The sequence below is a fragment of the Candidatus Pelagibacter sp. genome, from assembly GCF_052049675.1.
In the GTDB taxonomy this organism is placed as follows: domain Bacteria; phylum Pseudomonadota; class Alphaproteobacteria; order Pelagibacterales; family Pelagibacteraceae; genus Pelagibacter.
Genome location: NZ_JBNGZM010000001.1, coordinates 606,378 through 630,026 on the forward strand (window position 1 = coordinate 606,378; position 23,649 = coordinate 630,026).

Consider the following 23,649-nt stretch of genomic DNA (forward strand, 5'->3'; position numbering starts at 1 on the left):
TTTGTTGTTTAATTATATTGAAATTCCACCATCAACTGAAATTGTTGTTCCTGTTGTAAATGTTGCATCATCACTTGCTAAATATACAGCTACTGCTGCTATCTCCTCAGCGGTACCTAGTCTTCCCATAGGTTGTCTAGCGATGAAATCTTTTTTTGCCTGAACAGGATCTGGACTTTGATTAACTCTATCTTGCCAAGATGGAGAAAATACTGTTCCAGGTGCAATTGAATTACATCTAATATTTTTTTTAACAAAGTCAGCAGCTATTGATTTTGTTAAACCAATTACTGCGCCTTTTGTTGCTCCATAAACAAACCTGTTTGGAAAACCTTTTAAACTTGATGCACATGATGATACATTTATGATGCTTCCACCATTTTGTTTTACCATTAAAGGTAGGATAGCTTTACACATAAAATACATAGACTTTACATTCACAGTTGAGGAAAAATCCCAATCTTTTTCCTCACACTGTAATATTGTCCCATGATGGACAAATCCAACTGCATTAAACAAAACATCGACTTTATCTAATGTTTTAGTAAATTCTAAAATCGCACTGTTATCTGTTGAGTCTAAATTTTGTACTTTAATCTCAGGATATTCTTTATTTAAATCAGCCAAAGTCTTATCATTTAAATCAGTTGCAATAACCTGAGCACCTTCTTTGTGAAATGCAATTGCAGTTGCTTTTCCGATTCCTTGACCGGCTGCTGTTACTAGAATTTTTTTACCTTCTAATCTTCCACTCATTTTTTATTTATCCTTTCGATTTCATTATAAAGTGAACTATGATCAGTGTTTCCATGACCATTATCGACTAAAGTTTTATACATTTCTTTCACCAAATTTGAAATAGGTAAATGCGTATTATATGAGTTTGCGCACTCTAAAATGTTATTCATATCTTTCAAATGAGTTGATGTTTTACCTTTTGGACTAAAATCTTTATCTATCATTCTTTTTCCATGTGTTTGTAAAATTTTACTATCTGCCCAGCCTCCAGAAAGAGCTTTAATTAGTTTTGTTGGATCAGCACCAGCTTTTTCACATAAGGTTATTGCCTCTGCAACTGCTCCTATTGTAACTCCTACTACAATTTGATTTGCTAATTTAGAAACTTGTCCACTTCCCACAGGTCCCACTAATGTTGGGTTTCCCATTGCTTTTAAAATATTCAGAGAATTATCAAATACACTTTGTTCACCTCCAACCATAATTGCTAAAGATGCTTCCTCTGCTCCGATAGTGCCTCCTGAAACTGGTGCATCTAAATAATTTATATTTTTTAATTTTAGACTATTGCCATATTTTGTTGCAGTGGTTGGTTTAACTGAACTCATATCAATAACAGTAGATCCAGATTTTAAGTTATCTAAAAAATCTGAATTACTCATAATTGCATCAACTGCACTATCATCTGTTAACATTGTAATTATACAATCTTTATCTTTAACAACTTCAGTTAATGTTTTTGATATTTCTGCACCAAACTCTTTTAAAGGTTCAGCTTTATTTATTGTTCGGTTGAATACAGTTAATTTCAATCCTGATTTTAATATATTTTTTGCCATTGGAAGGCCCATAAGACCTGTTCCAACAAAACCAATATTTATCATGGCTTAGGTTTAAACTCGTGGAAATTTTGTGTCATTGCCTCTGGAAAGAACATAACACAAGCTAATACTATTAATTGGATTACTATAAAAGGAGCAAAACCTCTGAATATATCTGTCAATGAAATATGTGGAGGTGCAACTGATTTCAAATAAAAAGCTGCAGGACCAAATGGTGGACTTAAAAACGAAACTTGCATATTTACACAAAATAAAATTCCAAACCAGATGGGATCCATACCTAGTGCTATAACAATTGGTAAAAATACCGGCATTGCTAATAAAACAATCCCAACCCAATCCATAAATGCACCCATAATTAAAAACATTATTTGCATCATGAAAATTAAATACATTGGTTTTAAATCATAAGCTAAAATAGTCTCTGCAACATAAGTTGGTCCTCCAGCAAGTGAATAAGCACCTGCAAGCACTGTAGCACCAAAAGTAATTGTTAAAATTGTCCCCGAAGCTTTAAATGTTCTAACCAATGCGTCTTTAAACAAAAACCATGTAAGCTCTCTTCTAGCAAAAATTATTATTAAAGTTGCAACCACACCCATTCCAGCTGCTTCTGTAATACCTGTCATACCAGAGTAAATTGAACCCAAAACAATTATTACAATACCAATAGGTGGCAAAAGACCTGGAAGGTAAGACATTTTTTCTTTGAAGGTTAAAGCTGGTTCATCACTTAGTGGTGCCAGATGAGGCTGCAATCTTGTTCTTATAAGAATGTAAGTAATAATTAATCCTGAAATCATTAAACCCGGAACAATTGCCTCTTGGAATAACATCGTAATTGAAGTTTCGGTTGTTAATCCATAAATAATTAAAACAATAGATGGAGGTATCATTGTACCTAAGGAACCTGATGCACAAATAATACCTATCGACATATCTTGATCGTATTTTAATCTCAACATCTGAGGGAGTGCAATCAATCCTAATAAAACTATTTCGCCTCCAATAATTCCACTCATTGCAGCCATGATTGTTGCCATGATCGCAGTTACGACACCTACTCCACCTCTAGTTTTTCTTAACCAAGCATTTAAAGCATCATATAAATCTCTCGCAATGTTCGAGCGTTCAAGCAAGGAGGCCATAAATATAAACAAAGGAACAGATAAAAAAGAATATGTAACAACAAGAGAATAGTATCTTGAAAGTAAAATTCCCAATGCATGTTCACCTATATATAAAAATACAAGTACCGCACCCATAAAACCAGATGCAAATCCCATTGGAACACCAATAGATATAAGGGCTAATAATCCAACGATAAGTATGATAGAGAGTGTACCTATCTCAAATTCCATCTTATTTTAAATCTTTAGCTGGTTGGTATTGTTTTTCTTTAGGATTTTTCCAATCAATAATTAAATTATTTACAGATTGAAGTGCAATAAGAAATAAGCATATTAGTGTAAGAGGTTTCATAGTAGCTGGAATTGGTGGATCCCAGTAAGTTGCAAATCTTTCCCAATTTATGAATGATCTATGCGCATCTTCAAAACCACCATAAATTACAGCAGCAGCAAAAACAACTATAATAGTAGTGCTAATTAAATCAAAAATTCTCTGAACTGGTCTGCTGACATAATCATATAATAATACTATTCTTATGTGGCTTCTTAGTCTTGTAGCGTATATTCCTCCTACTAAATAACAAACACCAGCCAGCCACAAACATAACTCGTTAGCCCATAATGTTGGTTTAAATAAGACATATCTCATAAAAATTTCATACATCATTACAACTACTATTATAGGGATTAAGTATTTGGTTGTATGACTTAAAAATAAGGAAATTCGGTCTATCCAATTTATTGGAAAATCATCTTTACTTGCAACTTTTTCACTTTGCTCTTGAAGTTGTTTATCTTGCAAATCTTTATCTCGCATAAGTAAAAAATTTTTTTGTTAGAAGGGCCTTTTCAGGCCCTTCAAGATTTTTTATATACTATTAATTATAGGATACCGTTAGCTTTCATGTAAGCTTTATGTATCTCTATAAGTGCAGCAGCTTCAGGTGATTTAGTCTTCCATTCTTCCCAAGCACCAAGTGCAGCTTGTCTAAATTTAGCTCTATCTTCTTTAGACCAGTCGTGAAGAGTAACTCCCATTTCATTTAAAGCTTTAACTGCTTCTGCATTTTTTCTTTCAACCAAACTAGTGATAGTTCTTCCACAGATTTCGATCGCAGCTAACATTGCACCTTTTTCGTGAGGCTTTAACTTGTTCCATACTTTTGTATTGCAAGCTAAATGGTCAGCTGGCATAGAGTGGAAACCTGGGTAAGTAGCATATTTATTTTGCTCATAGTGTCCACCTGCATAGTTAGTCGCTAAAGATGAGTAATCTGCACCATCGATTAGACCAGTTTGTAAAGCCGTAGGAACTTCACCAAAGTCCATAACAATTGGCTTAGCACCTAATGCTGTGAAGATCATACTTTCCATTCCTGGAGGCGATCTGAATTTAAAGTCTTTCAATGAAGCAACATCTGGAATTGGTCTGCTAGAAATTAGAGACTCATGTCCTGGTATCCACCAACCAATCAAAGTCATTCCATACTTATTGTAAAGTGCATCAACGGCCTCTTGAGCTCCTGGGAAATTCAAGAATTCATATTGTTGATAAGGGTTATCATACCCACCCATTACGTCTCCTGCAAATTGAAATGCTGCATTTTTACCAGTTTGGTATCCTGCACCAGTCATATCACAGTCAATAATTCCAGTTTGTGCAGAGTTAAATACCTCAGCTGATTTACCAGTTACTGACGATGAATAGAACATTTGCACTTTTAAGCTTCCGCCAGAAAACTTTTCAACGTTTTTAGCGAATTGAGCGGCAACCTCACCATTTGGTGAACTAGCAGTAAAGTGTGTTTCAATCTTTAAAGTCTTTGCATGTGCAGAACCAAATAAAGCAACTGAAACAATAGCTACTGCAGCTATAGTTTTAGATATAAGTTTAAACATTATCTTCCTCTCGTTTGTGTTTTTTTTGAAATTTAATCACAAATGTTTTTTGAGATCAACGAATTCGTTTAATGTTTATATATAGAAATTATATATATCTTCTTAACTAACAACTCTAAGTTGTTTTAAACCACTTCAGAAATAAGCGGTTTTTTATTAAAAAAACAATAAATGTTATCAACTGCCATCATGCTCATTGCTAATCTAGTCTCATGAGTCGCACTTCCAATATGTGGTAAAACAAAACAGTTATCTAATTTTAAATATCTTTTATCTAAATTAGGTTCATTATTAAATACATCTAAACCAGCCGCATAGATTTTTTTATTCTCGAGAGCATCAATTAAATCATCATCATTAATAGTTGATCCTCTTGAGGTATTTATAACAACAGCATGCTTAGGTAATAAATTTATAGTTGAAGCATTTAATATATATTTGGTCTCAGATGTTGCTGGTGTATGAATACTAAGAAAGTCACACTCAGGTAGCATAGACTTTATATCGGAAAAATATTTTGCCCCATCCTCTTGATCATCAGAGAGTTTATTTCTGTTATGATAAATTATATCCATTCCAAATGCTTTAGCACTTTTTGCAGCCATTCTTCCTATACGACCCATACCAATGATACCTAAAGTTTTACCTGTAACCGAGTTTCCAATCATAAATTTAGTAAGATCGGGTTTTTGATTTTTCCAATTGTCTGTTTTCACTAGATTGTATGCTTCACCAATTCTTCTTGAAGCTGCCAGAATTAATAGAATAGTCGTTTCTGCTACTGCTTCATTTAAAACATTAGGCGTATTTGTAACTTTAATTTTTTTTTCTTTTGCAGATTTAATTGAAATATTATCATAACCAACACCAACTTGAGCAATAATTCTTAATTTACCATTTAAATTATTAAAAAAATTTTCACTAATTTTATCAAAACCAGTCGAAATCATTCCATCGTAATCATTAACAATTTTTATTAAGTCACTTTCTGAAATGGGTTCGTCTTTTGAATTAAAAGTTACTTCAAATTCTTTTTGAAGTTTTTCTTCTGCTAAATCTGATATTTTCCTGGAAACTAATATTTTTGGCCTCATTAGTGGGAATCTCTTGGTAAACCTTTGGTGTGTGATACGTCTAAGTATTTACCTCGAGAATTGATGCATGCACCATCATCCAACTGACCAACAGTATTTCTAAATATTTCCTGCCAAGGAGTTTGGTTTTTTGGCTTAAATAATTTTTTGTTTTTTCTTCGTTTTTTAAATTCAGCTTGAGAAATCAATAAATCAACTCTTCTTTTATTTAAGTCTATTTTTATTTTATCATAAGTTTTAACAATGCCTAGATCTCCACCTACTGCTGACTCTGGTGAAACATGAAGTATTGATGGGCTCTCGGATGTTCCACTCTGTCTTCCATCTCCCAAAGTTGGTAAATGTCTTATTCCTTTTTTTAATAATCTGTCAGGTGGTTGCATATTAACCACCTCCGCCGATCCAGGATATCCAACCGGTCCGCAACCTCTAATAATTAATATTGAGTTTTCATTTACTTTTAATTTTTTATCATTAAGTCTTTTATGATAATCTTCAGGTCCTTCAAAAACTATAGCTTTACATTCAAAAACATTAGGGTGTTTAGGATTTGATAAGTATTGATCTTTAAATTCCTTACTGATTACAGATGTTTTCATTATAGCAGACGAGAAAAAATTACTTCTCATAACCAAAAAACCAGCTTTTTCAGTTAATGCATTTTTAAAAGTTTTAATTACTTTATTGTCTATATCAACTTTCTTTCTTAAATTTTCACCTACAGTTTTACCCGTGACTGTCTTTATATTTGTATGAATTTTTTTATTTTTAATTAATTCCTTCATTACTGCAGGTATTGCTCCAGCTCTGTGAAAACTTTCCATTAAGTATTCTCCTGCAGGTTGGCAATTTACTAATAAGGGAATGTCGTGCCCAAGTTTTTGCCAATCAGAAAGATCGAATTTAATTCCCATATGTTTTGCAATAGCACTTAAATGGGCTGTACAATTACTAGATCCGCCTATAGCACTTGCTACTACTACTGCGTTTTCAAAAGCTTTACGTGTCATAATTTTTGATGGGGTTAAATCTTCATAAACCATTCCAACAATTCTTTTTCCTGTTTCGTAAGAAATTTGCTCTCTTTCTCTGTAAGGAGCGGGAATAACTGCACCTCCTGGTAAAGACATCCCTAATGCTTCTGCTACTGAGTTCATTGAAGAAGCTGTTCCCATTGTATTGCAATGGCCAGCACTTGGTGAGGATGATGAAACCATATCCATAAATTCCTCATATTTAATTTCTCCTTTAGCTAACATTTTTCTAGCTTCCCAAACTACCATTCCTGATCCAGCTAATTTTCCCTTATAAACTCCATCTAACATAGGGCCACCAGATAAAACTATTGCTGGAATATTTACTGTGGCTGCTGCCATCAAGGCTGCAGGAGTGGTCTTATCACATCCTGTTGTTAAGATAACTCCATCTAGTGGGTATCCATATAAAACTTCTACTAATGACAAATATGAAAGATTTCTATCCAACATTGCTGTTGGTCTTTTTCCTGTTTCTTGAATTGGATGGGTTGGAAACTCCATAGGTATACCTCCTGCTCTTCTGACTCCATCTTTTATTCTCTTGCTGAGTGACATAAAATGCCTATTACATGGTGAAAGGTCACTACCAGATTGAGCTATTCCTATTATTGGGTTTCCAGATTGTAATTCTTTTCTAGTGAGACCATAATTTAAATATCTTTCTAGATACAAAGCCGTCATATCTGGGTTTTTTGGGTTATTAAACCACTGCTGACTTCTGAAAGTTTTTTTTCTCTTTTTAGGCATAATTGTTTAATGGTCTCTTTAGATTTATAGTTATATAATAATTTTATGAATAATCTAATAGTTTTAAATAAGAATGACAATGTGGGTGTTAGTCAATTTATTATTCCTGAAAAAACAAAAATTAAAGGTCATGAGATTAGTACTATCGATCCAATCCCTTTTGGACATAAAGTTTGCTTAAAAACAATTAAAAAAGGTGATCCAATCATTAAATATGATCAAATAATTGGTTTTGCTTTAGATGAAATTAAACCTGGACAACATGTCCACTCACATAATTTAGAATTTAGAGAGTTTAAAAGAGAATTTAAAGTAACAGACAAAAAACACATTATAGATAATAAAGCAGATACCTTCTTTAATGGAATTTTAAGAGATAATGGACAGGTCGCTACTAGAAATTATATTGGAATAGTTAGCACAGTAAACTGCTCAGCAACAGTCACTAAAATGATTGTTGAAAAGATTAAATATTCTGACATTTTAAAAGATTACCCAAATATTGATGGCATAGTGCCAATTACTCACTCAACTGGATGTGGAATGAATACAGAAAGTGAAGGGATGCAAATTTTCCAAAGAACTATAGATGGCTTTAAAAATCATCCAAACTTTTCTCATGTGTTTGTAATCGGTTTGGGTTGTGAATGTGCCCAAGTAAGTTTATTTGATGAGTCTTTAAAAAAACATAACCGAATTCATTTTTTAACTATACAGGACGAAGGTGGAACTAAAAAAATAGTTGATAAAGTTTTGTCTCAAATAAAAAATTTACTTTCAGAGGCAAACAGTGTGCAGAGAACCTCACAACCAGTAAGCCATTTAACTTTAGCTCTTCAGTGTGGTGGCTCAGATGGATATTCTGGGATAACTGCAAATCCTGCATTAGGTGTTGCGGCAGACCTACTGGTTAAGAAAGGTGGAAGTTCAATTTTATCTGAAACTCCAGAGATTTATGGAGCTGAACATTTATTGATTAATAGAGCAAGCTCACAAGAGACTGCTGACAAGCTGATACAAAGATTAGAATGGTGGAGAAATTATACTTCAATCAATAACAGTTCAATGGATAACAACCCGGCCCCAGGAAATAAAAAGGGTGGCCTTACAACAATTTTAGAAAAATCCTTAGGTGCTGTTGCAAAAGGAGGAAATTCTATTCTTCAGGATGTATTGCACTATGCAGAACCTTTAAAAAACAAAGGATTTAATTTTATGGACTCTCCTGGTTACGATCCTGTATCTGTTACAGGTCAAGTAGCATCAGGTGCTAATGTAATTTGTTTTACAACAGGACGCGGATCTTGTTTTGGTTGCAAACCAGTTCCAAGTTTAAAACTTTCAACAAACTCAGCTATGTTTGAAAAAATGTCAGAAGATATGGATATTAATTGTGGAACAATTGCCGAAGGTAAAGAAAAAGTTGAAGAAGTTGGTCAAAAAATATTTGAACTAATTGTTAATACTGCTTCAGGAAATAAATCAAAGAGTGAAATAAACGGCTACGGTGACGAGGAGTTCAATCCTTGGCAGGTAGGCGTAGTGATGTAATTTTTATTTTCCAGTGCCACAGCAAACATCATTAATTAATGTAATTTTATTAGCAGCAGGTGGTTTTTTCATGTTTGTATGTATGGACTCTACAGCAAAGTACCTTGGTACAGTTATGCCAGTTACACAAGCAATTTGGGGTAGATTTTTTTTTCACTTAGTTTCTTTAGTTATATTTTTTTTAATATTTAAACCTAAAGTAAATTTAAAAAAAAATTTTAAGGTTCAAATAATAAGATCAATATTGATGGTTACAGCAACGTCATTTATGTTTTATTCATTACAAAAATTTGACTTAGTAGACATATATGTAGTTTTCTTTACCGCTCCTTTGATAGTTTCTTTGCTTTCAGCATATTTTTTAAAAGATATTTTAACACCGAAGGGTATACTTTTAATGTTACTTAGCTTTGGTTCAATTATTTACTCCTTAGGACCAAGTATGAAAATATTTAGCATTGATTTAATTTTTCCAATAGTTCCACCAATTTGTTGGGCTCTTTATCAATTTTTTACTAAACTTGTATCAGGTGACAATGACCCATTTGCTGCGATATTCTATACCTCAATTTTAGGTGCAATTATATTTAGTATATTTATTTTTTTTAATTGGGTTCCATTAGAAAAGAATATTTTTTGGTTTTATTTATTATTACTCGGAGTAGCAGGCTTTGTTAGTCATTCTCTAATAATTTATGCAATTCAACTGTCTAATTTATCATTTGTGACAAACTTTCAATATTCACAACTTGTTTGGTCAACTATTATTAACTTCTTAATTTTTGGTGTACCCTTTGATTATAACAAAATTGTAGGTGTGGTAGGAATTATTGTTTTTGGTATAATGTTTATAAGAACAGAAGGCACAAAGAAAAGTTAATTATTGAAACAAATATGAAAAATATTGGATTTATTGGTGTTGGTTATATGGGCTATGGAATAGCCAAAAATATTTTGAAACACAAAAATAAACTTTTTGTTATTGCAAATAAAAACAGAAAACCAATTGAAAAAATTATTGGCGATGGTGCAGAAGAAGTAAAATCTTTCGAGGATTTTTCAGATAAAAATCTCGATGCCTTGTTTATGTGTGTAACAAACACCCCAATTGCAAAAACAATTTCTGAAAAAATTTCAGCAATTTTAAACAATAAAACTTTAATTATTGATATCACAACTCATAACAAAACTGGTTCTATCGAAACTGAAGCTATATTTGAGAAAAATAATATTAAGTATGTTGAGTGTCCTGTAATGGGTGGTCCTGTTCAAGCTGAAGAAGGAGTTTTAGGAGGAATAGTAGGAGCATCAGATGAAAATTTTAAAATAGCTGAACCCTATTTTAAGTTTTTTTGTAAAGAATATTTTCATTTTGGAACTGTCGGGATGGGTGCAAAATCGAAACTTTTAAATAATTTTTTATCCCTTGGAAATGCTGCACTAGTTAATCATTTAGCTAAAAGTGCTAAAGAAATGGGTTTAGATTTAAAAAAGGTTTTTGATGTTGCTAAGCTTGGTTCTGGTAATTCTGCGGCTTTAAATAGAGTTTTTGACAATTTATTAAAAGGAGATTTTACCGGATTTAAGTTTACCGCCAGTAATTCTGTAAAAGATTTAACTTATATTCAAGACTTATTAAAAGATTTTCCTGAAGCAGAAAAAGTTGCTGAAGTTAACAAAAATTATTTTCAAAAAGCGGTTGACGAAGGTTTTGGTGAAAATTTTATTAGTGAATTGATTAATAAAAAATAATTTTAAGTATATAAATAAGATACCGGGAATCTACTAAAGCATCAGGTTGTATTCAAGAATTTTATTTAACAAAAACTCAAATAAATTTATTGAATTTAGATTAAATATAATTACCTTTTTTTTAGAAGGAGGTTTATGTTAATACTTTCACCGCCTGATACTTAGCTGAAGTCTTTTAAATACCAAAAAAGTTAATAACATTAAAATCCGTTTGGATTAAAATGCCAAAGAGGCTTAAAAAAAGGGAGCTCTTTAGGTATTCGCTTAAAGAGCGAACCCTTAAAATAAATTTTAATGAGGCATCCGGTAATTGCTATGACAAGCTTTACAATTACTCCACATCAATTGTTTTAATGTAGCTCTAATATCATCGCTATCTTCAATTACAGATGCAAGCTTAACCATGTCATCAGATGCTTTTTTCATAAGAGCATTAAAAGCATCTTTTTCTTCCCAAATAATTGGTAAAGCTTCTGTTTTAAATCCTTCCTTGGTGTTTTCAGGAAATAAATCAATCAAAACTTTATAATTCTCACTCATTTCTATCATTAATTCAATTGACTCATCAAAATCTCCATTTGATGCATATGCTTGCACTCTTTTAGCGGTACTATAATTCTTACTAAATAATGCTTTTCTCCCCTTTATAATATCTTCAACGCTTTGTTCAGCATAACTAGCTGAGACTAAAAACACGGTTAAAGTTGATAACAATAATATTTTAATAGATGAAGTTATGTGATTAAATAATTTATGCATCTTACAAATACCCTAACAGAGTACGGTATTATTTCAAAGCTGTTACATTGGCTTAGTGCGATATTGCTTTTAATTCAAATTCCATTAGGTTTTTATCTTGTTGATTTGGATTTTGGTGACGAAAGAATAACTTTTGAAAATATTCATGTATTAATAGGTTTAACAATATTTTATTTAGTAATTATAAGGTTATTAAATAACATACTTAATCCTAAACCCAAACTTAATCCAAGCGTTTTCGTTGGACAAAAATTTATAGCAAAATTAAACCATGTGCTTTTATATGTGGCAATTTTGTCAATCACAATTTCAGGTATTTTAAAAAAATTATTTAATGGAGAAACTTTAGTAATTTTTTTTAAAGAGATAAGAATTAAAGATAACTTTGAATTAGCAGATCAGTTTTATAATATTCATATATATTCAAATTATACAATTGTAGCTTTAATATCTCTTCATGTGTTAGCAGTGATAGCTCATAGATTGTTGTTTAAAGATAATTTATTAAAAAGAATGCTTTAAATTAATGACAAGCAACTCCGTATTTTTTTAATCTCCAATAATTGTAAGGCCAAGGAGTTAAAAAACCTACAATTAACATTATTGGTACAACCCACCAAGTTAATATAGCTCCACCAGTTAAAACATAATCTGTCAAATTCATCATGATTTCCATACTAATCATTGAGATTAAACTCATTCCACAAGCAGTTTTGAATGCATTAATAAAATTAAAATTTTGTGTCATTAAAATTATTGTTTCTAAAATAATACTTGTGATCAATCCATTGATTATTGCTAAAATCATAATTCCTAAAACTGGAAAAGGAATTTCAGTTAATTGAAAAAATAAAATTGTACCAAAATCGCCTATAGCACAACCTAATACACACCAAGCGGTATTTTTTGCGCTTCTTTTCCAAGTGTGCTTACACGACCAATTAAATGTAGCAGTAGAGGTATTCACGATAATTTGATAATAATGAATAATGATTTTTAAACAAGTATTTGATCAAAAATCTTCTACTTACACTTATTTAATTGCATCGGCAAAAGGTCGCGAAGCTTTAATTATTGATCCTGTCATTGAAAACGTTGATAGCTATATAGCTTTACTAAATGAATTAGATCTTAAACTTGTAAAAGTAATTGATACACATATTCATGCAGACCACATAACAGGTGCTTCAAGATTAAAAAAAGTTACAAATTGCTCTACAATCATGGGAGAGCACACACCTGCTGATGCAGTAGAAGTCAAAGTAAAAGATGAAGAAATAATTAAAATTGATCAAATAACAATTAAAGCGATGTATACACCGGGTCATACTTCAGACAGTTACAGTTTTTTGATGGATAAATATTTATTTTCTGGAGATACCCTTTTGATTAATGGAACAGGTAGGACAGATTTTCAAAATGGTAGTTCAAAAGATGCCTATAATTCTTTATTTAATAAATTGCTTAAACTTCCTGATGATACAGTGCTTTATCCAGGTCATGATTATAATGGAAAACTATCTAGTACTATCGGTAAGGAAAAACAACATAATCCAAGATTACAAGTAGAAAATGTTGATCAGTACATTGAAATTATGTCAAATTTAAATTTATCAAAACCGAAAATGATAGATCACAATATATCTAGAAACCTAAAGCTTGGAAAAATATAATACAATTTCTTTTTAAAATGAGGGGCATATTACATAAAAAATAGGAGAGTTATGTTTATGCCCCTCTTTAAGAGAGGGATAAGAAGTTAATAACCCAAGAGGGATTAATTAAAGAGATATGTAAATTAATTAATCTTTTCTTATACCTTTCTCAAAAATTATATAATTCTATTTAATCAAAACAGATATGCATAAAGTATAATTTTTGTTCAGTAAGTTTACACTATGAAGAAAAAATAGATTAAGCTAAAAAAACAAAAATGATCAACCAATAAGACAAGAGACCAGAGAATATAGTCGCAATAACATTTTTTGAAAAATAACCCACTATAACTGCAACTAATGCTCCAAAAATTTTAGGATCATTCATTTCTATAAAAGTTCCAAAATCATTTATAAATATTCCTGGAAATATTATTGCTGGGAACACTGCTGAAGGAACATATTCCAACACAGCTTTAATTTTATCTCCCAACATATCTCTACTAATTAAAGCGATCATAGTCATTCTAGTAAAGTAAGTTAATATTCCTGCAAAAATAATTGAGGTAAGGGTCATTTTTTTAACCTCAACAATAGTGCAGCTACAAATAAAGCAATTAGTGGTGAAATAATAATATAAGATTTAAATGGAGCATCAAAAAATAATAGTGAACTTAAACCGCAGGTAATCATAACAATTACATGATCTAATTTTTTTAAATCCTGAACAACAATAGCTATAAAAGTTAATGGTATTGCAAATTTTAATCCGAGTTCTTCAGGAACAAACGATCCTAGGATTATTCCTGAAAGAGTTGCTACCTGCCAACAAACCCACATTGTGCAACCTGTACCAATTAAATGATAGTGCAAATATTCTTCATTTCTATTTTTTTTAAAAAATTTATTAGACTCAGCAAAACCTTGATCTACCACGACATATGAAATTAATATTTTTTTAATAAAAGATAATTTTTCTAAATATTCAGATAAAACAGCTCCATATAGCAAATGTCGAGAATTAATAATTCCAACAGAAGTAACAGCAACTAAACTAGACGCACCTCCTGATAAAAGCTGCAAAAAAACTATTTGAGAAGCACCTCCAAAAATAATGAAGGACATTGCATAAACTAAATAAGGATTAAAACCAAGTTCAACTCCAATTGCCCCACAGATTATTCCAAATGGAATCACTGAAAGCATATGTGGAGAAATATCCAGCATACCTTTGGTGAATAATTGTTTTTTTGAAAGCATTTGCTTGTTTTATTAAAAACAAACTATGTGATCAATATGAATCGGTCTTTTAATTCCAAACTTTTCGTCAGCTTCATGCTGATGTTCATGATGAGAATGAACAAATACAGGTATTAATAAATCGCTACTAGTTTTTAGTGTATAAATAAAGTTGGTACCTCTAAATTTTCTATCAACTACCTCTAATTTTAGATTGCTTTTATCATCGTGCTCAAGATCTTCTGGCTGTAATAATAATTTTACACTTGATCCTTTTGGATAATGCTTAATGAAATTGCCTTTAATTGTTCCTAGGTCTTCGTTTTCTAATGAATTTTCTCCTGTAACTTTTGCAGGAATTAAAATACCTCTATTTAAAAAATTAACTACTTCTTCAGAGTTTGGAAAATGATAAACATTATAAGGATCATCAAACTGTTTAATTTGACCATCTAATACAATTGCACATTTGTGGCCAAGGTAAAAAGCTTCGTAAGAGTCGTGAGTCACTATTATTGTTGTAATCTTCAATTTACTTAATATTTTTTTTAATTTTACTTGTATCTCCTCTTTAAAACTTTGATCAACGTTTGATAATGGCTCATCTAAAAGCAAAAGATCAGGTTGTGTTAAAAGTGATCTAGCAAGTGAAGCTCTTTGCGCTTCTCCAGCACTAATTTCATGTGGGTATTTTGTTAAAATTTGTTCTATGTGAAGAAAATCTACTATCTCCTTAAAGCTGAGTTTTTTTTTTCTTTTTTCCTGATTTCTTTCAGCACCTAATAAAATATTTTTTTCAACTGTGTAATGTGGAAACAAACTGTTATCTTGAAAAGCTAAGGATATATTTCGATCCTCAGGCTCTACATTTTGGTCTTTGGAAGATAATATTTTACCGTTTAGTTTAATTGTACCTTTTTCAATTTTTTCTAAACCGGCAATAGTTCTTAGTATTGTTGTCTTTCCAATTCCTGATGGGCCTAAAATACATAAAGTATCTCCCTCGTTTTCAATTACGAAAGATGCGTTCTTGACTTTAGTCTTCCCACTTATTGTAAAATCAACATTTTTTATCTCTAAATAGCTATTGCTCATTATCCCTCAAAATATATTTAGATGTAAGCATTATAAAAAAACTTGCAATAAGAATTAAAAATAATGAAGGTACGGCAGCAGCTTCTAGCAAGTCTTCAGAGGCAGATATATATGCAGTAGTAGCGAATGTTTCAAAATTAAAAGGTCTTAAAATCAAAGTGATCGGTAGTTCTCTTATTATTTCTAAAGAAATAAGAATTCCAACAAATAACAGAGATTTTCTTAAGAAAGGTATATGAATATTCATGAATGTCTTTTTTTTAGAATAACCAAGTAGGTATGAACTTTCATCAACTGAAATATTTATTTTTTCGTATCCAGATTTTATTCCATTAAAAGCTAAAGAATAGAACCTAATAAAATAAACAAGAACTAAACCAAGAATAGAACCAATAAATATTTTTTTAACAGATAAAAAGCCTAGTGCTTTAACTACGTTGTCATCAAACCAGGCTATAAAAGTTATAAAAGCTACAGCTAAGATTACTCCTGGAATAGCATAACCTGAGATAGATAAAGTAGACAAGGCATTTAAGGTTTTATTTTTTGAAACTCTATTTCCATAATTAGAAATTAAAGAAAAAGTTATTAAAACTAAACTCGATAATAACACCAAGTAAAGTGTATTTAATGTCAAAGTAATGACCGGTATATCAAAAAGATTTTCTGGAAACTTTAAAGTCCAATATAACATTTGACTTAGTGGAAATAGAAAACTTAAAAAGAAAACAACAAAACAAAATGAAAATGCATAAAATGCTTTTGCCCCTGAAAGTTGAATTTTTTCTTTTTGTTTAAATCCACCTTTTGTACTTGAATGGTACCTTGCCTTTTTTCTAGATAAATTTTCTAAAATGAATACTGCAAAAATGAATAAAAGAAGAAAAAAAGATATTCTGTTTGAGAAAGCTAAATCATCAAAAGTGATCCAAGAATTGTAAATACCCGTAGTTAAGGTATTTATAGAAAAGAAATCAACAGCTCCAAATTCAGCTAAAGTTTCCATCGCTACCAAAGAAAGACCTGCAACGATTGCAGGTCTGGCTGCTGGCAATATTAAAGAATAAAAGGACTTCATTTTAGAAAATCCTAAATTTCTACCTAAATCAATTAGATTTTGAGATTGATACTGGAATGATGCTCTTGAGAGAATATAAACATAAGCAAATAGTGAAAAAGATAGCGAAAGTACAGCGCCTATTAAACCATCAAACTTTGGGATGTTTTTGTTATAATTTGCTTCTCCGAATACATTTTTCAATATCGAATATAAAGTTCCATAATTTTCAAAGAAAGCTGTTAAAGAATAAGCATAAATGTATGGAGGTACTGCAAAAGATAATATCAAAGCCCATTTAAAAAAATTACTTAAAGGGAATTTATAAAAAGAGACTAAATAAGCTGTACTAGTTCCAATAAAAAAGGTTAAAACTAAGACACCAACCAGCAAAATTAATGAATTAAAAATATATTCAAATAAAAAAGTATCTTTTAGAATTTGATAATAATTCGATGTATCCTCAAAAAAACTTGTAAATACGGTTACGATTGGTATAGCAACAAAAATTGATACCAACAAAGAAAACAAAAACCAAATATTTATCTTATTAAAATACATTTTACCCTTTTGTTTCAGTGAACATAATCAATAGTAGGGTAAATAACTATTGAGTTATGTTCACTTTTTGAAAATTAATCTTTTAAACCAAAAACATTAATGACACGATCAATATCATTATTTTTGATCTCTGATAATTTTCTATTATTTATTTTTTTTTTAATTTTTTCACACTCAGACAAACACGGTTCACAAGTTATCTGACCTTCAAGTGAACTATTGTTATTTTGAGAAATATTTAAATTAAAATCAAATAAATTTTTTTTCACTTCTTCCTTACTTCCACCCAGCAGCTGTCATTACCTCTAATGCTGCTGCTTGATTTTTTCCGTAGCTTGAAACTTTAGTTGTTAGATCTTGTTTAAAATCTAATCCTAAATTATTTACTACCAATGGATTTGGAGATACACCAGCTATCATTGGAAACTCAAAAGTATTGTTTGTAAAATGTTCTTGAGCTTCTGGTGATAACAAGAAATCTACAAGTGCAATTGCATTTGCTTTATTAGGTGCTCCTTTAACTAAAGCTGCACAACTAATATTCATATGTGTTCCTCTGTCATTTTGATTAGGAAAAAATGCTTTGACTTTTTTTGCAGCAGCTTGTTGTTCTGCTCCTTTGTTACCAGATAACATAAGTGCTAAGTAGTATGTATTAGCTACAGCAATATCAGCTTCTCCGGCTGCAACTGCCATAATTTGGGCTCTATCATTTCCTTTTGGTGTTCTTGCCATATTTGCAACAACTCCTTTAGACCATTCTGCAGCGGACTTCTTGCCATTATTTTCAATTAATGAAGCTACAAGTGACTTATTGTAAATGTTACTTGATTTTCTAATTACTAATCTGCCTTTCCATTTTGGATCAGCTAAGCCTTCGTAGGTAAGTCCTGATAATTCAGCTCCAGTTACTCTCTCTGGTGAGTAATAAATTATTCTAGCTCTTTTAGCTACTCCAACCCAGTGTGTAGTTCTAAAACTTTTTGGAACTGATGATTTAATTGTTGGAGACACTAGACCACTTTGTGTCATTCCTTTAGCCTTAAATGCTCCACACCTACCTGCGTCAGCAGTAATATAAAGATCAGCTGAAGAGTCAGTGCCTTCTTCAATCATTCTTTTTTCTAATGCACCAGCCTTTCCATTAATCAGGTTTACTTTAATTCCAGTTTTGTTGGTAAATTTGCTATAAAGTTCATTATCTGCCTTGTAATGTCTTGCATTGAAGATATTTACTTCATTTGCAAAAGCAAAAGATGAGACTATTAAAGAAACAAATAAACTTATTATTGTTACTTTTTTCATTTTATCCTTATCTTTACCCTAGTTGGTTTGCGAATGAGAATTATTCTCAATGCGAATGATTATCAATCGCATATTTTGTCGCAGATTACAAGGGTTATTTTATATTATTTGAAAGGAGAATTTTTATTTCCAATCACCGATTTTACTGAATAAGAAATTTCTAAAAGCTTGAACTCTAGCTGTATTTTTGAGTGATTGAGGGTAAACAAAGTGTGCCTCCGTTATTGGTCCCTCTACTTTGGGTAGGACTTTGATTATTTTTGCAGAATTTGATACCAAATATTCTGGTAGTGCAGCTAATCCTACACCAGACTCAACACCATATAGTAATCCGCTTACACTGTTTACTTTCATAATTGATTTTCTTTTCTTTCCATCATGCATTCCAATTTTTAAAGCCCAATCTGGGTTATAGACTGGTGAAGGTGCTCCTTTTCCAAATGAGATAAATTTGTGTTTATTTAAATCATTAACTGTTTTAGGCATCCCATTTTTTTCCAAGTATTTACTTGAGCCATAAATGTAATATTTAATATCTACCAACTTTTTTTGAATATAATTAAGTTGTTTTGGTCTTCTCATGAAAATTCCAATATCTGCTTGCCGAGTACTTAAATCTAACTCTTTATCATCGAAAACTAGTTCAATCTCAATTTCTGGATTTAGCCTCATGAATTCTTGAATTCTCGGTGTTAACCAGTGAGTACCAAAACTTCTCACAGTTGTAATAGTTAATTTTCCTGAAGGTTTACTTTTTTGATCACCCAGTGATGTCTCAACTTCTTTAAGTTTTGTGATTACCTCATGAGCAGTTTTAAAAACATATTCTCCATTTTCTGTAAGAGTTAATCCTCTTGCATGTCTTTCGAACAACTGTACTTTTAAATCTTGTTCTAAAGATTGAATTTGTCTACTTATAGCAGATTGGCTTAGGTTTAAATTAATAGTAGCATTTGTAAAGCTGCCAGCTTCTGCTACAGCATGAAAAATTTTTAATTTATCCCAGTCCATTATTTATTTAAATCAACTAATACTCTTCCAGAAATTTCACCTTTTAAAATTTTAGGATAAGTCTCAATCAATTCCTCCAAGCTTACTGTTAAAATCGATTTTTCTAATAAATCAAAATCAATTAAATTTTTTGCTTCTCCCCAAATGAAACCTCTTCTTTTTATACTACAATTAGCAGAATCCATGCCCCAAACTTTAATACCTCTCAACATAAACGGTAATAAATTTGTATTAAGTTCATTACTGTTTGCATTTCCGCAAACTGAAATTATCCCATTTGATTTTGTTTGAGCAATTGCATTTGCCAAAATTTTTCCACCAACTGTATCTACCACTCCATCCCATAGACCTTTGTCTATTGGACGTGGATCTTTGTCAAATTCTGCCCTATTTATAATGTTTTTTGCACCTAATGATTTTAAATAATCCGATTTTGAATCTTTTCCAGTAACAGCAGAAACATTATATCCCATTTTGGTTAATGCCATGATCGCTACACTACCAACTCCTCCAGTTGCACCTGTAACTAAAACATCATTAACTTTTTCACCCAATAAAATACTTTCCCTGGCTTGAATTGCAAAAGCACTCATTAATGAAGTAAAACCTGCTGTACCTAAAATCATAGCTTGTTTGCTTGTTAAGCTATCAGGTTTTTTAACTAAAAAATCTGCATTTACTTTTGCAATTTGTGAATATCCACCAAAGAATATTTCTCCAACTCTAAATCCAGTTAAAATTACCTCATCTCCTTCTTTAAATTTTGAATTTTCACTTTCAATTACTTTTCCTGAAAAATCTATTCCTGGAATATGCGGAAATTCTTTTACTAATCGTCCACCATTTTTTAAAATCATTCCATCTTTAAAATTAAGATCAGAATAATCTACTTGGACAGTTACATCACCATGCTTCAAAAAACTTTTATCAATTGATTTAACTTCACGTGAGAAGTTTTCGCCTTCTTGATTAAGAATTAGTGCTTTAAATTGGTCGGACACACTAATCTTTTAACTCAGTGCTGATAAATCGTAAATATCTATTTTGATAACTTAGATCTTCTTTGAATTGACCTAAGTAAAAATTAGTTACAGTTGTTGCTTGTTCTTTTTTTATACCCCTCATAGTCATACACTGATGAGTTGAATCTATTGTAACAGCTACACCTTTTGCATCTAATGCTTCCATTAAGCTGTTTGCTATCTGAACTGTTAATCTCTCTTGTGTTTGTAATCTTTTTGAAAATATTTCAACTACTCTCGCAATTTTACTCAATCCAACAACTCTCTCATTTGGTATATAAGCAACATGTGCTTTTCCAATAATTGGAGCCATATGATGTTCACAATGACTTTGTACTGAAATATTTTTTTGAACCACCATATCGCTATAACCTTCCACATCACCAAAAGTTTTATCTAATACTTTTTTTGCATCCTCGTTATAGCCTTGAAAATATTCTTTAAATGCTTTTACAACTCTTTTAGGGGTTTCAAGCAATCCTTCTCTTTTTGGGTCTTCTCCCATCCATGTCAAAATTGTTCTGATGGCTTCTTCAGCTTCTTTATCTGAAACCTTTTTTGCTTCTAAATTACTGGTGTCTGTGTTTTTTACTAATTTCATAGCGCCTTTTTATACAGTAAATACCTCAAATTAAAAATATTTAATATATTTAGATATGTGCTAAATAATCACCCCGTATGTTCAAAAAAAGAGAAAATATTCATGATATTGAAGAAGGAAGTCTTCTTTCGCCCAAATTTGATAATGATGGATTGATTCCTGTGATTACCATGTGCTCAAAAACAAAAGATATTTTAATGCATGGATACATGAATGTAGAAGCTCTAAAAAAGACAATTGAAACTAAAGAAGCACATTATTATAGCAGATCTAGAAAAGCTATTTGGCATAAAGGTAAAACAAGTGGGTTTACCCAAAAAGTAACAGAAATTCGAATTGATGATGATCAAGATTCTATATGGTTAACAGTTGATATAGGTGATGGGGCTAGCTGTCATGTAGGATATAGATCATGTTTTTACAGATCAATTCCAATGGGGCCAATTGAGAATGGAAGAAAAGTTGAAATGGAATTTCTTGAAAAAGAAAAAAAATTTGATCCAGAAGAAGTTTATAAAGGACAACCAAACCCAACTAAAATTTAAATGAGTAAAAAACAAAAAAATGTCCTTGGTGAAGACTTGGAGGAATGTTCAAATGATCCTTTAACAGGATGGTTTCGCGATGGTTGTTGTAATACTGACGAGAATGATCATGGGATTCATACAGTTTGCGCTAAAGTTACTACCGAATGCTTAGAATGGATGAAAGAAGCAGGTAACGATTTGATTACTCCACATCCTGAATTTGGGTTTCCAGGTTTAAAAGATGGAGATGGATGGTGTTTATGTGCTAGTTGGTATGCAAGAGCAGTTGAAGCCGGTAAAGGATGTCCAATATTTTTGAAAAAAACTCACGAAAACACTCTTAAATATGTACCTATTGAAACTTTAAAAAAGTTTGCAATAGATTTGTCCTAATTTACATATTTCCATATCTTGGGCCACCGCTACCCTCTGGAGTAACCCAAGTAATATTTTGAGATGGTTCTTTAATATCGCAAGTTTTACAATGAATACAATTTTGAGAATTGATCACAAATTTATTTAAATCATTTTCTTTTTGAACTTCATACACACCTGCAGGACAATATCTTTGAGCAGGCTCATCAAATTTTTCCAAAGTATACTTTATTGGTAAATCAGGATCTTTAAGCTTTAGATGAACTGGTTGATTGTCTGTATGATTAGTTCCTGTTAGATACACTGAACTTGTTTTATCAAAAGTTATTACATTATCATATTTTGGATAATCTATTTTTGGCATTTGATTTGCAGGTTTTAATGTTTCATGATCAGCATGTTTATGTTTTAGTGTAAAGGGAAGTTTTCCTCTAAATAAAATCTGATCGATACCTGTGAAAATTATTCCTAAAATTAATCCCCAGCTAAAACTAGGTTTCACATTCCGAGCTTCATAAAGCTCTTTATGTAACCAGCTATTTTTAAATTTATCTTCATAAATAGATAAATCTTTGTTTTCTTTTAAGTGTTCATTAATAGTTTCGGCTGCAATAATTCCACTTTTCATAGCTGTATGAGAGCCTTTAATTTTTGGCATATTTAAAGTTCCAGCATCACAACCAACTAATAAAGCTCCGGGCATAAACATTTTTGGCAAACTTTGAAATCCACCTTCAATTAAAGCTCTTGCACCGTAAGATATTCTTTTTCCACCTTCTATAATTTTTTTAATTGCTGGATGTGTTTTAAACCTCTGAAATTCATCATAAGGTGATAAATGTGGATTTTTGTAATCTAGACCAATTACATAGCCCAGAAAAACTTGTTTATTTTCTGCATGATACATAAAACTACCACCATATGTATTGTTATCTAATGGCCATCCAGCTGTATGCATAACTAGGCCTTCTTCATGATTTTTATCCTCTATTTCCCAAATTTCTTTAAAACCAATTCCATATTGTTGAGGATCTTTACCTTTGTTTAATTCAAATTTTTCAATGAGTTGTTTTCCTAAATGACCTCTGCAACCCTCTGCAAAAACAGTTACTTTACCTAAAAGTTCAATACCAGGTTCAAAACTATCTTTTTTATTACCATCTTTGTCTATGCCCATATCTTGAGTTGCAACACCTTTAACAGATCCATCCTCTTTAAATAAAATTTCACTTGCAGGAAATCCTGGAAAGATTTCCACACCTAAATTTTCAGCTTGTTCAGCAAGCCATCTACATAAATTTGCAAGACTAATAATATAATTTTTATGATTTTGTTGTACAGCAGGTAGTAGCCAAGTTGGCCAACTTAAAGATTTGGTTTTTCCTAAAAATAAAAATTTTTCTTTAGTTACTTTTGTGTTGATGGGAGAATTTAACTCTCTCCAATTTGGTAATAATTCATCTAGAGCACGTGTTTCAAATACATTTCCACTTAAAATATGGGCTCCAATTTCTGATGCTTTTTCTAATAAACAGACATTTAGATTTGGATCTAATTGTTTTAACTTTATTGCAGTTGATAACCCTGATGGACCTCCACCAATGATTACAACATCGTATTCCATTGATTCTCTAGACATTACCTAGTTTTTA

The 23,649-nt window shown here is 31.3% G+C and carries 26 protein-coding genes; 7 read left to right on the forward strand and 19 right to left on the reverse strand.

Annotation, left to right across the window (positions count from 1 at the left end; all coding sequences use genetic code 11):
* Window positions 1-12 precede the first annotated feature (12 nt).
* The 7 genes from ACTT9L_RS03395 to ACTT9L_RS03425 all read right to left on the reverse strand — a co-directional run bounded on the left by ACTT9L_RS03395 (window position 13) and on the right by ACTT9L_RS03425 (window position 7,487).
* Window positions 13-756, reverse strand: a complete 744-nt coding sequence (locus ACTT9L_RS03395) for an SDR family oxidoreductase (RefSeq protein ID WP_440927939.1) — start codon at window positions 754-756, stop codon at window positions 13-15.
* Complete coding sequence (locus tag ACTT9L_RS03400) at window positions 753-1,622, reverse strand: NAD(P)-dependent oxidoreductase (protein WP_440927940.1); 870 nt, start codon at window positions 1,620-1,622, stop codon at window positions 753-755. The genes ACTT9L_RS03395 and ACTT9L_RS03400 overlap by 4 nt, the downstream gene beginning before the upstream one ends.
* Window positions 1,619-2,941: a TRAP transporter large permease gene (locus ACTT9L_RS03405; RefSeq protein WP_440927941.1), complete on the reverse strand. Its 1,323-nt coding sequence runs from the start codon at window positions 2,939-2,941 to the stop codon at window positions 1,619-1,621. The genes ACTT9L_RS03400 and ACTT9L_RS03405 overlap by 4 nt, the downstream gene beginning before the upstream one ends.
* Before the next feature lies 1 nt (window position 2,942).
* Window positions 2,943-3,527, reverse strand: coding sequence for a TRAP transporter small permease subunit (locus ACTT9L_RS03410; protein ID WP_440927942.1), 585 nt, complete (start codon window positions 3,525-3,527; stop codon window positions 2,943-2,945).
* A 65-nt stretch (window positions 3,528-3,592) separates the two neighbouring features.
* Window positions 3,593-4,609, reverse strand: a complete 1,017-nt coding sequence (gene dctP / locus ACTT9L_RS03415) for a TRAP transporter substrate-binding protein DctP (RefSeq protein ID WP_440927943.1) — start codon at window positions 4,607-4,609, stop codon at window positions 3,593-3,595.
* Window positions 4,610-4,734: 125 nt separating this feature from the next.
* Window positions 4,735-5,703, reverse strand: coding sequence for a 2-hydroxyacid dehydrogenase (locus ACTT9L_RS03420; RefSeq protein WP_440927944.1), 969 nt, complete (start codon window positions 5,701-5,703; stop codon window positions 4,735-4,737).
* Window positions 5,703-7,487, reverse strand: coding sequence for an IlvD/Edd family dehydratase (locus ACTT9L_RS03425; protein WP_440927945.1), 1,785 nt, complete (start codon window positions 7,485-7,487; stop codon window positions 5,703-5,705). Before ACTT9L_RS03425 ends, ACTT9L_RS03420 begins: the two co-directional genes overlap by 1 nt.
* 45 nt (window positions 7,488-7,532) lie before the next feature.
* On the opposite strand from ACTT9L_RS03425, the gene ACTT9L_RS03430 reads away from it, so the two are divergent.
* The 3 genes from ACTT9L_RS03430 to ACTT9L_RS03440 are packed head-to-tail and all read left to right on the forward strand — an operon-like array spanning window position 7,533 to window position 10,790.
* Window positions 7,533-9,038, forward strand: coding sequence for a UxaA family hydrolase (locus tag ACTT9L_RS03430; RefSeq protein ID WP_440927946.1), 1,506 nt, complete (start codon window positions 7,533-7,535; stop codon window positions 9,036-9,038).
* Window positions 9,039-9,051: 13 nt separating this feature from the next.
* Window positions 9,052-9,918 carry a DMT family transporter gene (locus ACTT9L_RS03435; RefSeq protein ID WP_440927947.1) on the forward strand — a complete coding sequence of 289 codons (867 nt, stop codon included), beginning with the start codon at window positions 9,052-9,054 and terminating at the stop codon, window positions 9,916-9,918.
* 14 nt (window positions 9,919-9,932) lie between these two features.
* On the forward strand, window positions 9,933-10,790 hold the full coding sequence (locus ACTT9L_RS03440; protein ID WP_440927948.1) for an NAD(P)-dependent oxidoreductase: 858 nt from the start codon (window positions 9,933-9,935) through the stop codon (window positions 10,788-10,790).
* A gap of 291 nt (window positions 10,791-11,081) precedes the next feature.
* Here ACTT9L_RS03440 and ACTT9L_RS03445 read toward each other — a convergent pair whose 3' ends face one another.
* Complete coding sequence (locus ACTT9L_RS03445; protein ID WP_440927949.1) at window positions 11,082-11,549, reverse strand: c-type cytochrome; 468 nt, start codon at window positions 11,547-11,549, stop codon at window positions 11,082-11,084.
* Between ACTT9L_RS03445 and ACTT9L_RS03450 the strand changes: the two genes are divergently transcribed.
* Window positions 11,544-12,071 carry a cytochrome b gene (locus ACTT9L_RS03450; RefSeq protein ID WP_440927950.1) on the forward strand — a complete coding sequence of 176 codons (528 nt, stop codon included), beginning with the start codon at window positions 11,544-11,546 and terminating at the stop codon, window positions 12,069-12,071. The two genes, ACTT9L_RS03445 and ACTT9L_RS03450, sit on opposite strands and share 6 nt — an antisense overlap.
* 1 nt (window position 12,072) lies before the next feature.
* Here ACTT9L_RS03450 and ACTT9L_RS03455 read toward each other — a convergent pair whose 3' ends face one another.
* Window positions 12,073-12,516, reverse strand: coding sequence for a DUF4396 domain-containing protein (locus ACTT9L_RS03455; RefSeq protein ID WP_440925072.1), 444 nt, complete (start codon window positions 12,514-12,516; stop codon window positions 12,073-12,075).
* 22 nt (window positions 12,517-12,538) lie between these two features.
* Here ACTT9L_RS03455 and ACTT9L_RS03460 point away from each other — a divergent pair, with 22 nt between their 5' ends.
* On the forward strand, window positions 12,539-13,222 hold the full coding sequence (locus tag ACTT9L_RS03460) for an MBL fold metallo-hydrolase (protein ID WP_440927951.1): 684 nt from the start codon (window positions 12,539-12,541) through the stop codon (window positions 13,220-13,222).
* 241 nt (window positions 13,223-13,463) lie between these two features.
* Here the strand turns inward: ACTT9L_RS03460 and ACTT9L_RS03465 are convergent, their stop codons facing one another.
* The 9 genes from ACTT9L_RS03465 to folE all read right to left on the reverse strand — a co-directional run bounded on the left by ACTT9L_RS03465 (window position 13,464) and on the right by folE (window position 21,095).
* The gene (locus tag ACTT9L_RS03465; RefSeq protein WP_440927952.1) at window positions 13,464-13,781 is read right to left on the reverse strand and encodes an AzlD domain-containing protein; all 318 of its coding nucleotides are present in this window, start codon (window positions 13,779-13,781) and stop codon (window positions 13,464-13,466) included.
* Window positions 13,778-14,464, reverse strand: a complete 687-nt coding sequence (locus ACTT9L_RS03470) for an AzlC family ABC transporter permease (protein ID WP_440927953.1) — start codon at window positions 14,462-14,464, stop codon at window positions 13,778-13,780. Before ACTT9L_RS03470 ends, ACTT9L_RS03465 begins: the two co-directional genes overlap by 4 nt.
* A gap of 12 nt (window positions 14,465-14,476) precedes the next feature.
* Complete coding sequence (locus ACTT9L_RS03475; protein WP_440927954.1) at window positions 14,477-15,538, reverse strand: ABC transporter ATP-binding protein; 1,062 nt, start codon at window positions 15,536-15,538, stop codon at window positions 14,477-14,479.
* Window positions 15,528-17,156: an ABC transporter permease gene (locus ACTT9L_RS03480; RefSeq protein ID WP_440927955.1), complete on the reverse strand. Its 1,629-nt coding sequence runs from the start codon at window positions 17,154-17,156 to the stop codon at window positions 15,528-15,530. Before ACTT9L_RS03480 ends, ACTT9L_RS03475 begins: the two co-directional genes overlap by 11 nt.
* Before the next feature lie 74 nt (window positions 17,157-17,230).
* A complete protein-coding gene (locus ACTT9L_RS03485; RefSeq protein ID WP_440927956.1) occupies window positions 17,231-17,425 on the reverse strand; it encodes a hypothetical protein in 195 nt (64 codons plus the stop codon).
* A 7-nt stretch (window positions 17,426-17,432) separates the two neighbouring features.
* The gene (locus ACTT9L_RS03490) at window positions 17,433-18,461 is read right to left on the reverse strand and encodes an extracellular solute-binding protein (RefSeq protein WP_440927957.1); all 1,029 of its coding nucleotides are present in this window, start codon (window positions 18,459-18,461) and stop codon (window positions 17,433-17,435) included.
* 123 nt (window positions 18,462-18,584) lie between these two features.
* The gene (locus tag ACTT9L_RS03495) at window positions 18,585-19,472 is read right to left on the reverse strand and encodes a LysR family transcriptional regulator (protein WP_440927958.1); all 888 of its coding nucleotides are present in this window, start codon (window positions 19,470-19,472) and stop codon (window positions 18,585-18,587) included.
* Window positions 19,472-20,473, reverse strand: a complete 1,002-nt coding sequence (locus tag ACTT9L_RS03500; protein ID WP_440927959.1) for an MDR family oxidoreductase — start codon at window positions 20,471-20,473, stop codon at window positions 19,472-19,474. The genes ACTT9L_RS03495 and ACTT9L_RS03500 overlap by 1 nt, the downstream gene beginning before the upstream one ends.
* 1 nt (window position 20,474) lies before the next feature.
* The gene (folE, locus tag ACTT9L_RS03505) at window positions 20,475-21,095 is read right to left on the reverse strand and encodes a GTP cyclohydrolase I FolE (protein ID WP_440927960.1); all 621 of its coding nucleotides are present in this window, start codon (window positions 21,093-21,095) and stop codon (window positions 20,475-20,477) included.
* A gap of 77 nt (window positions 21,096-21,172) precedes the next feature.
* On the opposite strand from folE, the gene hisI reads away from it, so the two are divergent.
* Window positions 21,173-21,640 (forward strand): phosphoribosyl-AMP cyclohydrolase, encoded by a 468-nt coding sequence (gene hisI / locus ACTT9L_RS03510; protein ID WP_440927961.1) that lies wholly within the window; start codon window positions 21,173-21,175, stop codon window positions 21,638-21,640.
* Window positions 21,641-22,015, forward strand: coding sequence for a DUF2237 family protein (locus tag ACTT9L_RS03515; protein WP_440927962.1), 375 nt, complete (start codon window positions 21,641-21,643; stop codon window positions 22,013-22,015).
* 1 nt (window position 22,016) lies between these two features.
* Here ACTT9L_RS03515 and ACTT9L_RS03520 read toward each other — a convergent pair whose 3' ends face one another.
* Entirely contained in the window at window positions 22,017-23,636 is a 1,620-nt protein-coding gene (locus ACTT9L_RS03520; RefSeq protein WP_440927963.1) for an electron transfer flavoprotein-ubiquinone oxidoreductase, read from the reverse strand.
* Window positions 23,637-23,649: the final 13 nt, after the last annotated feature.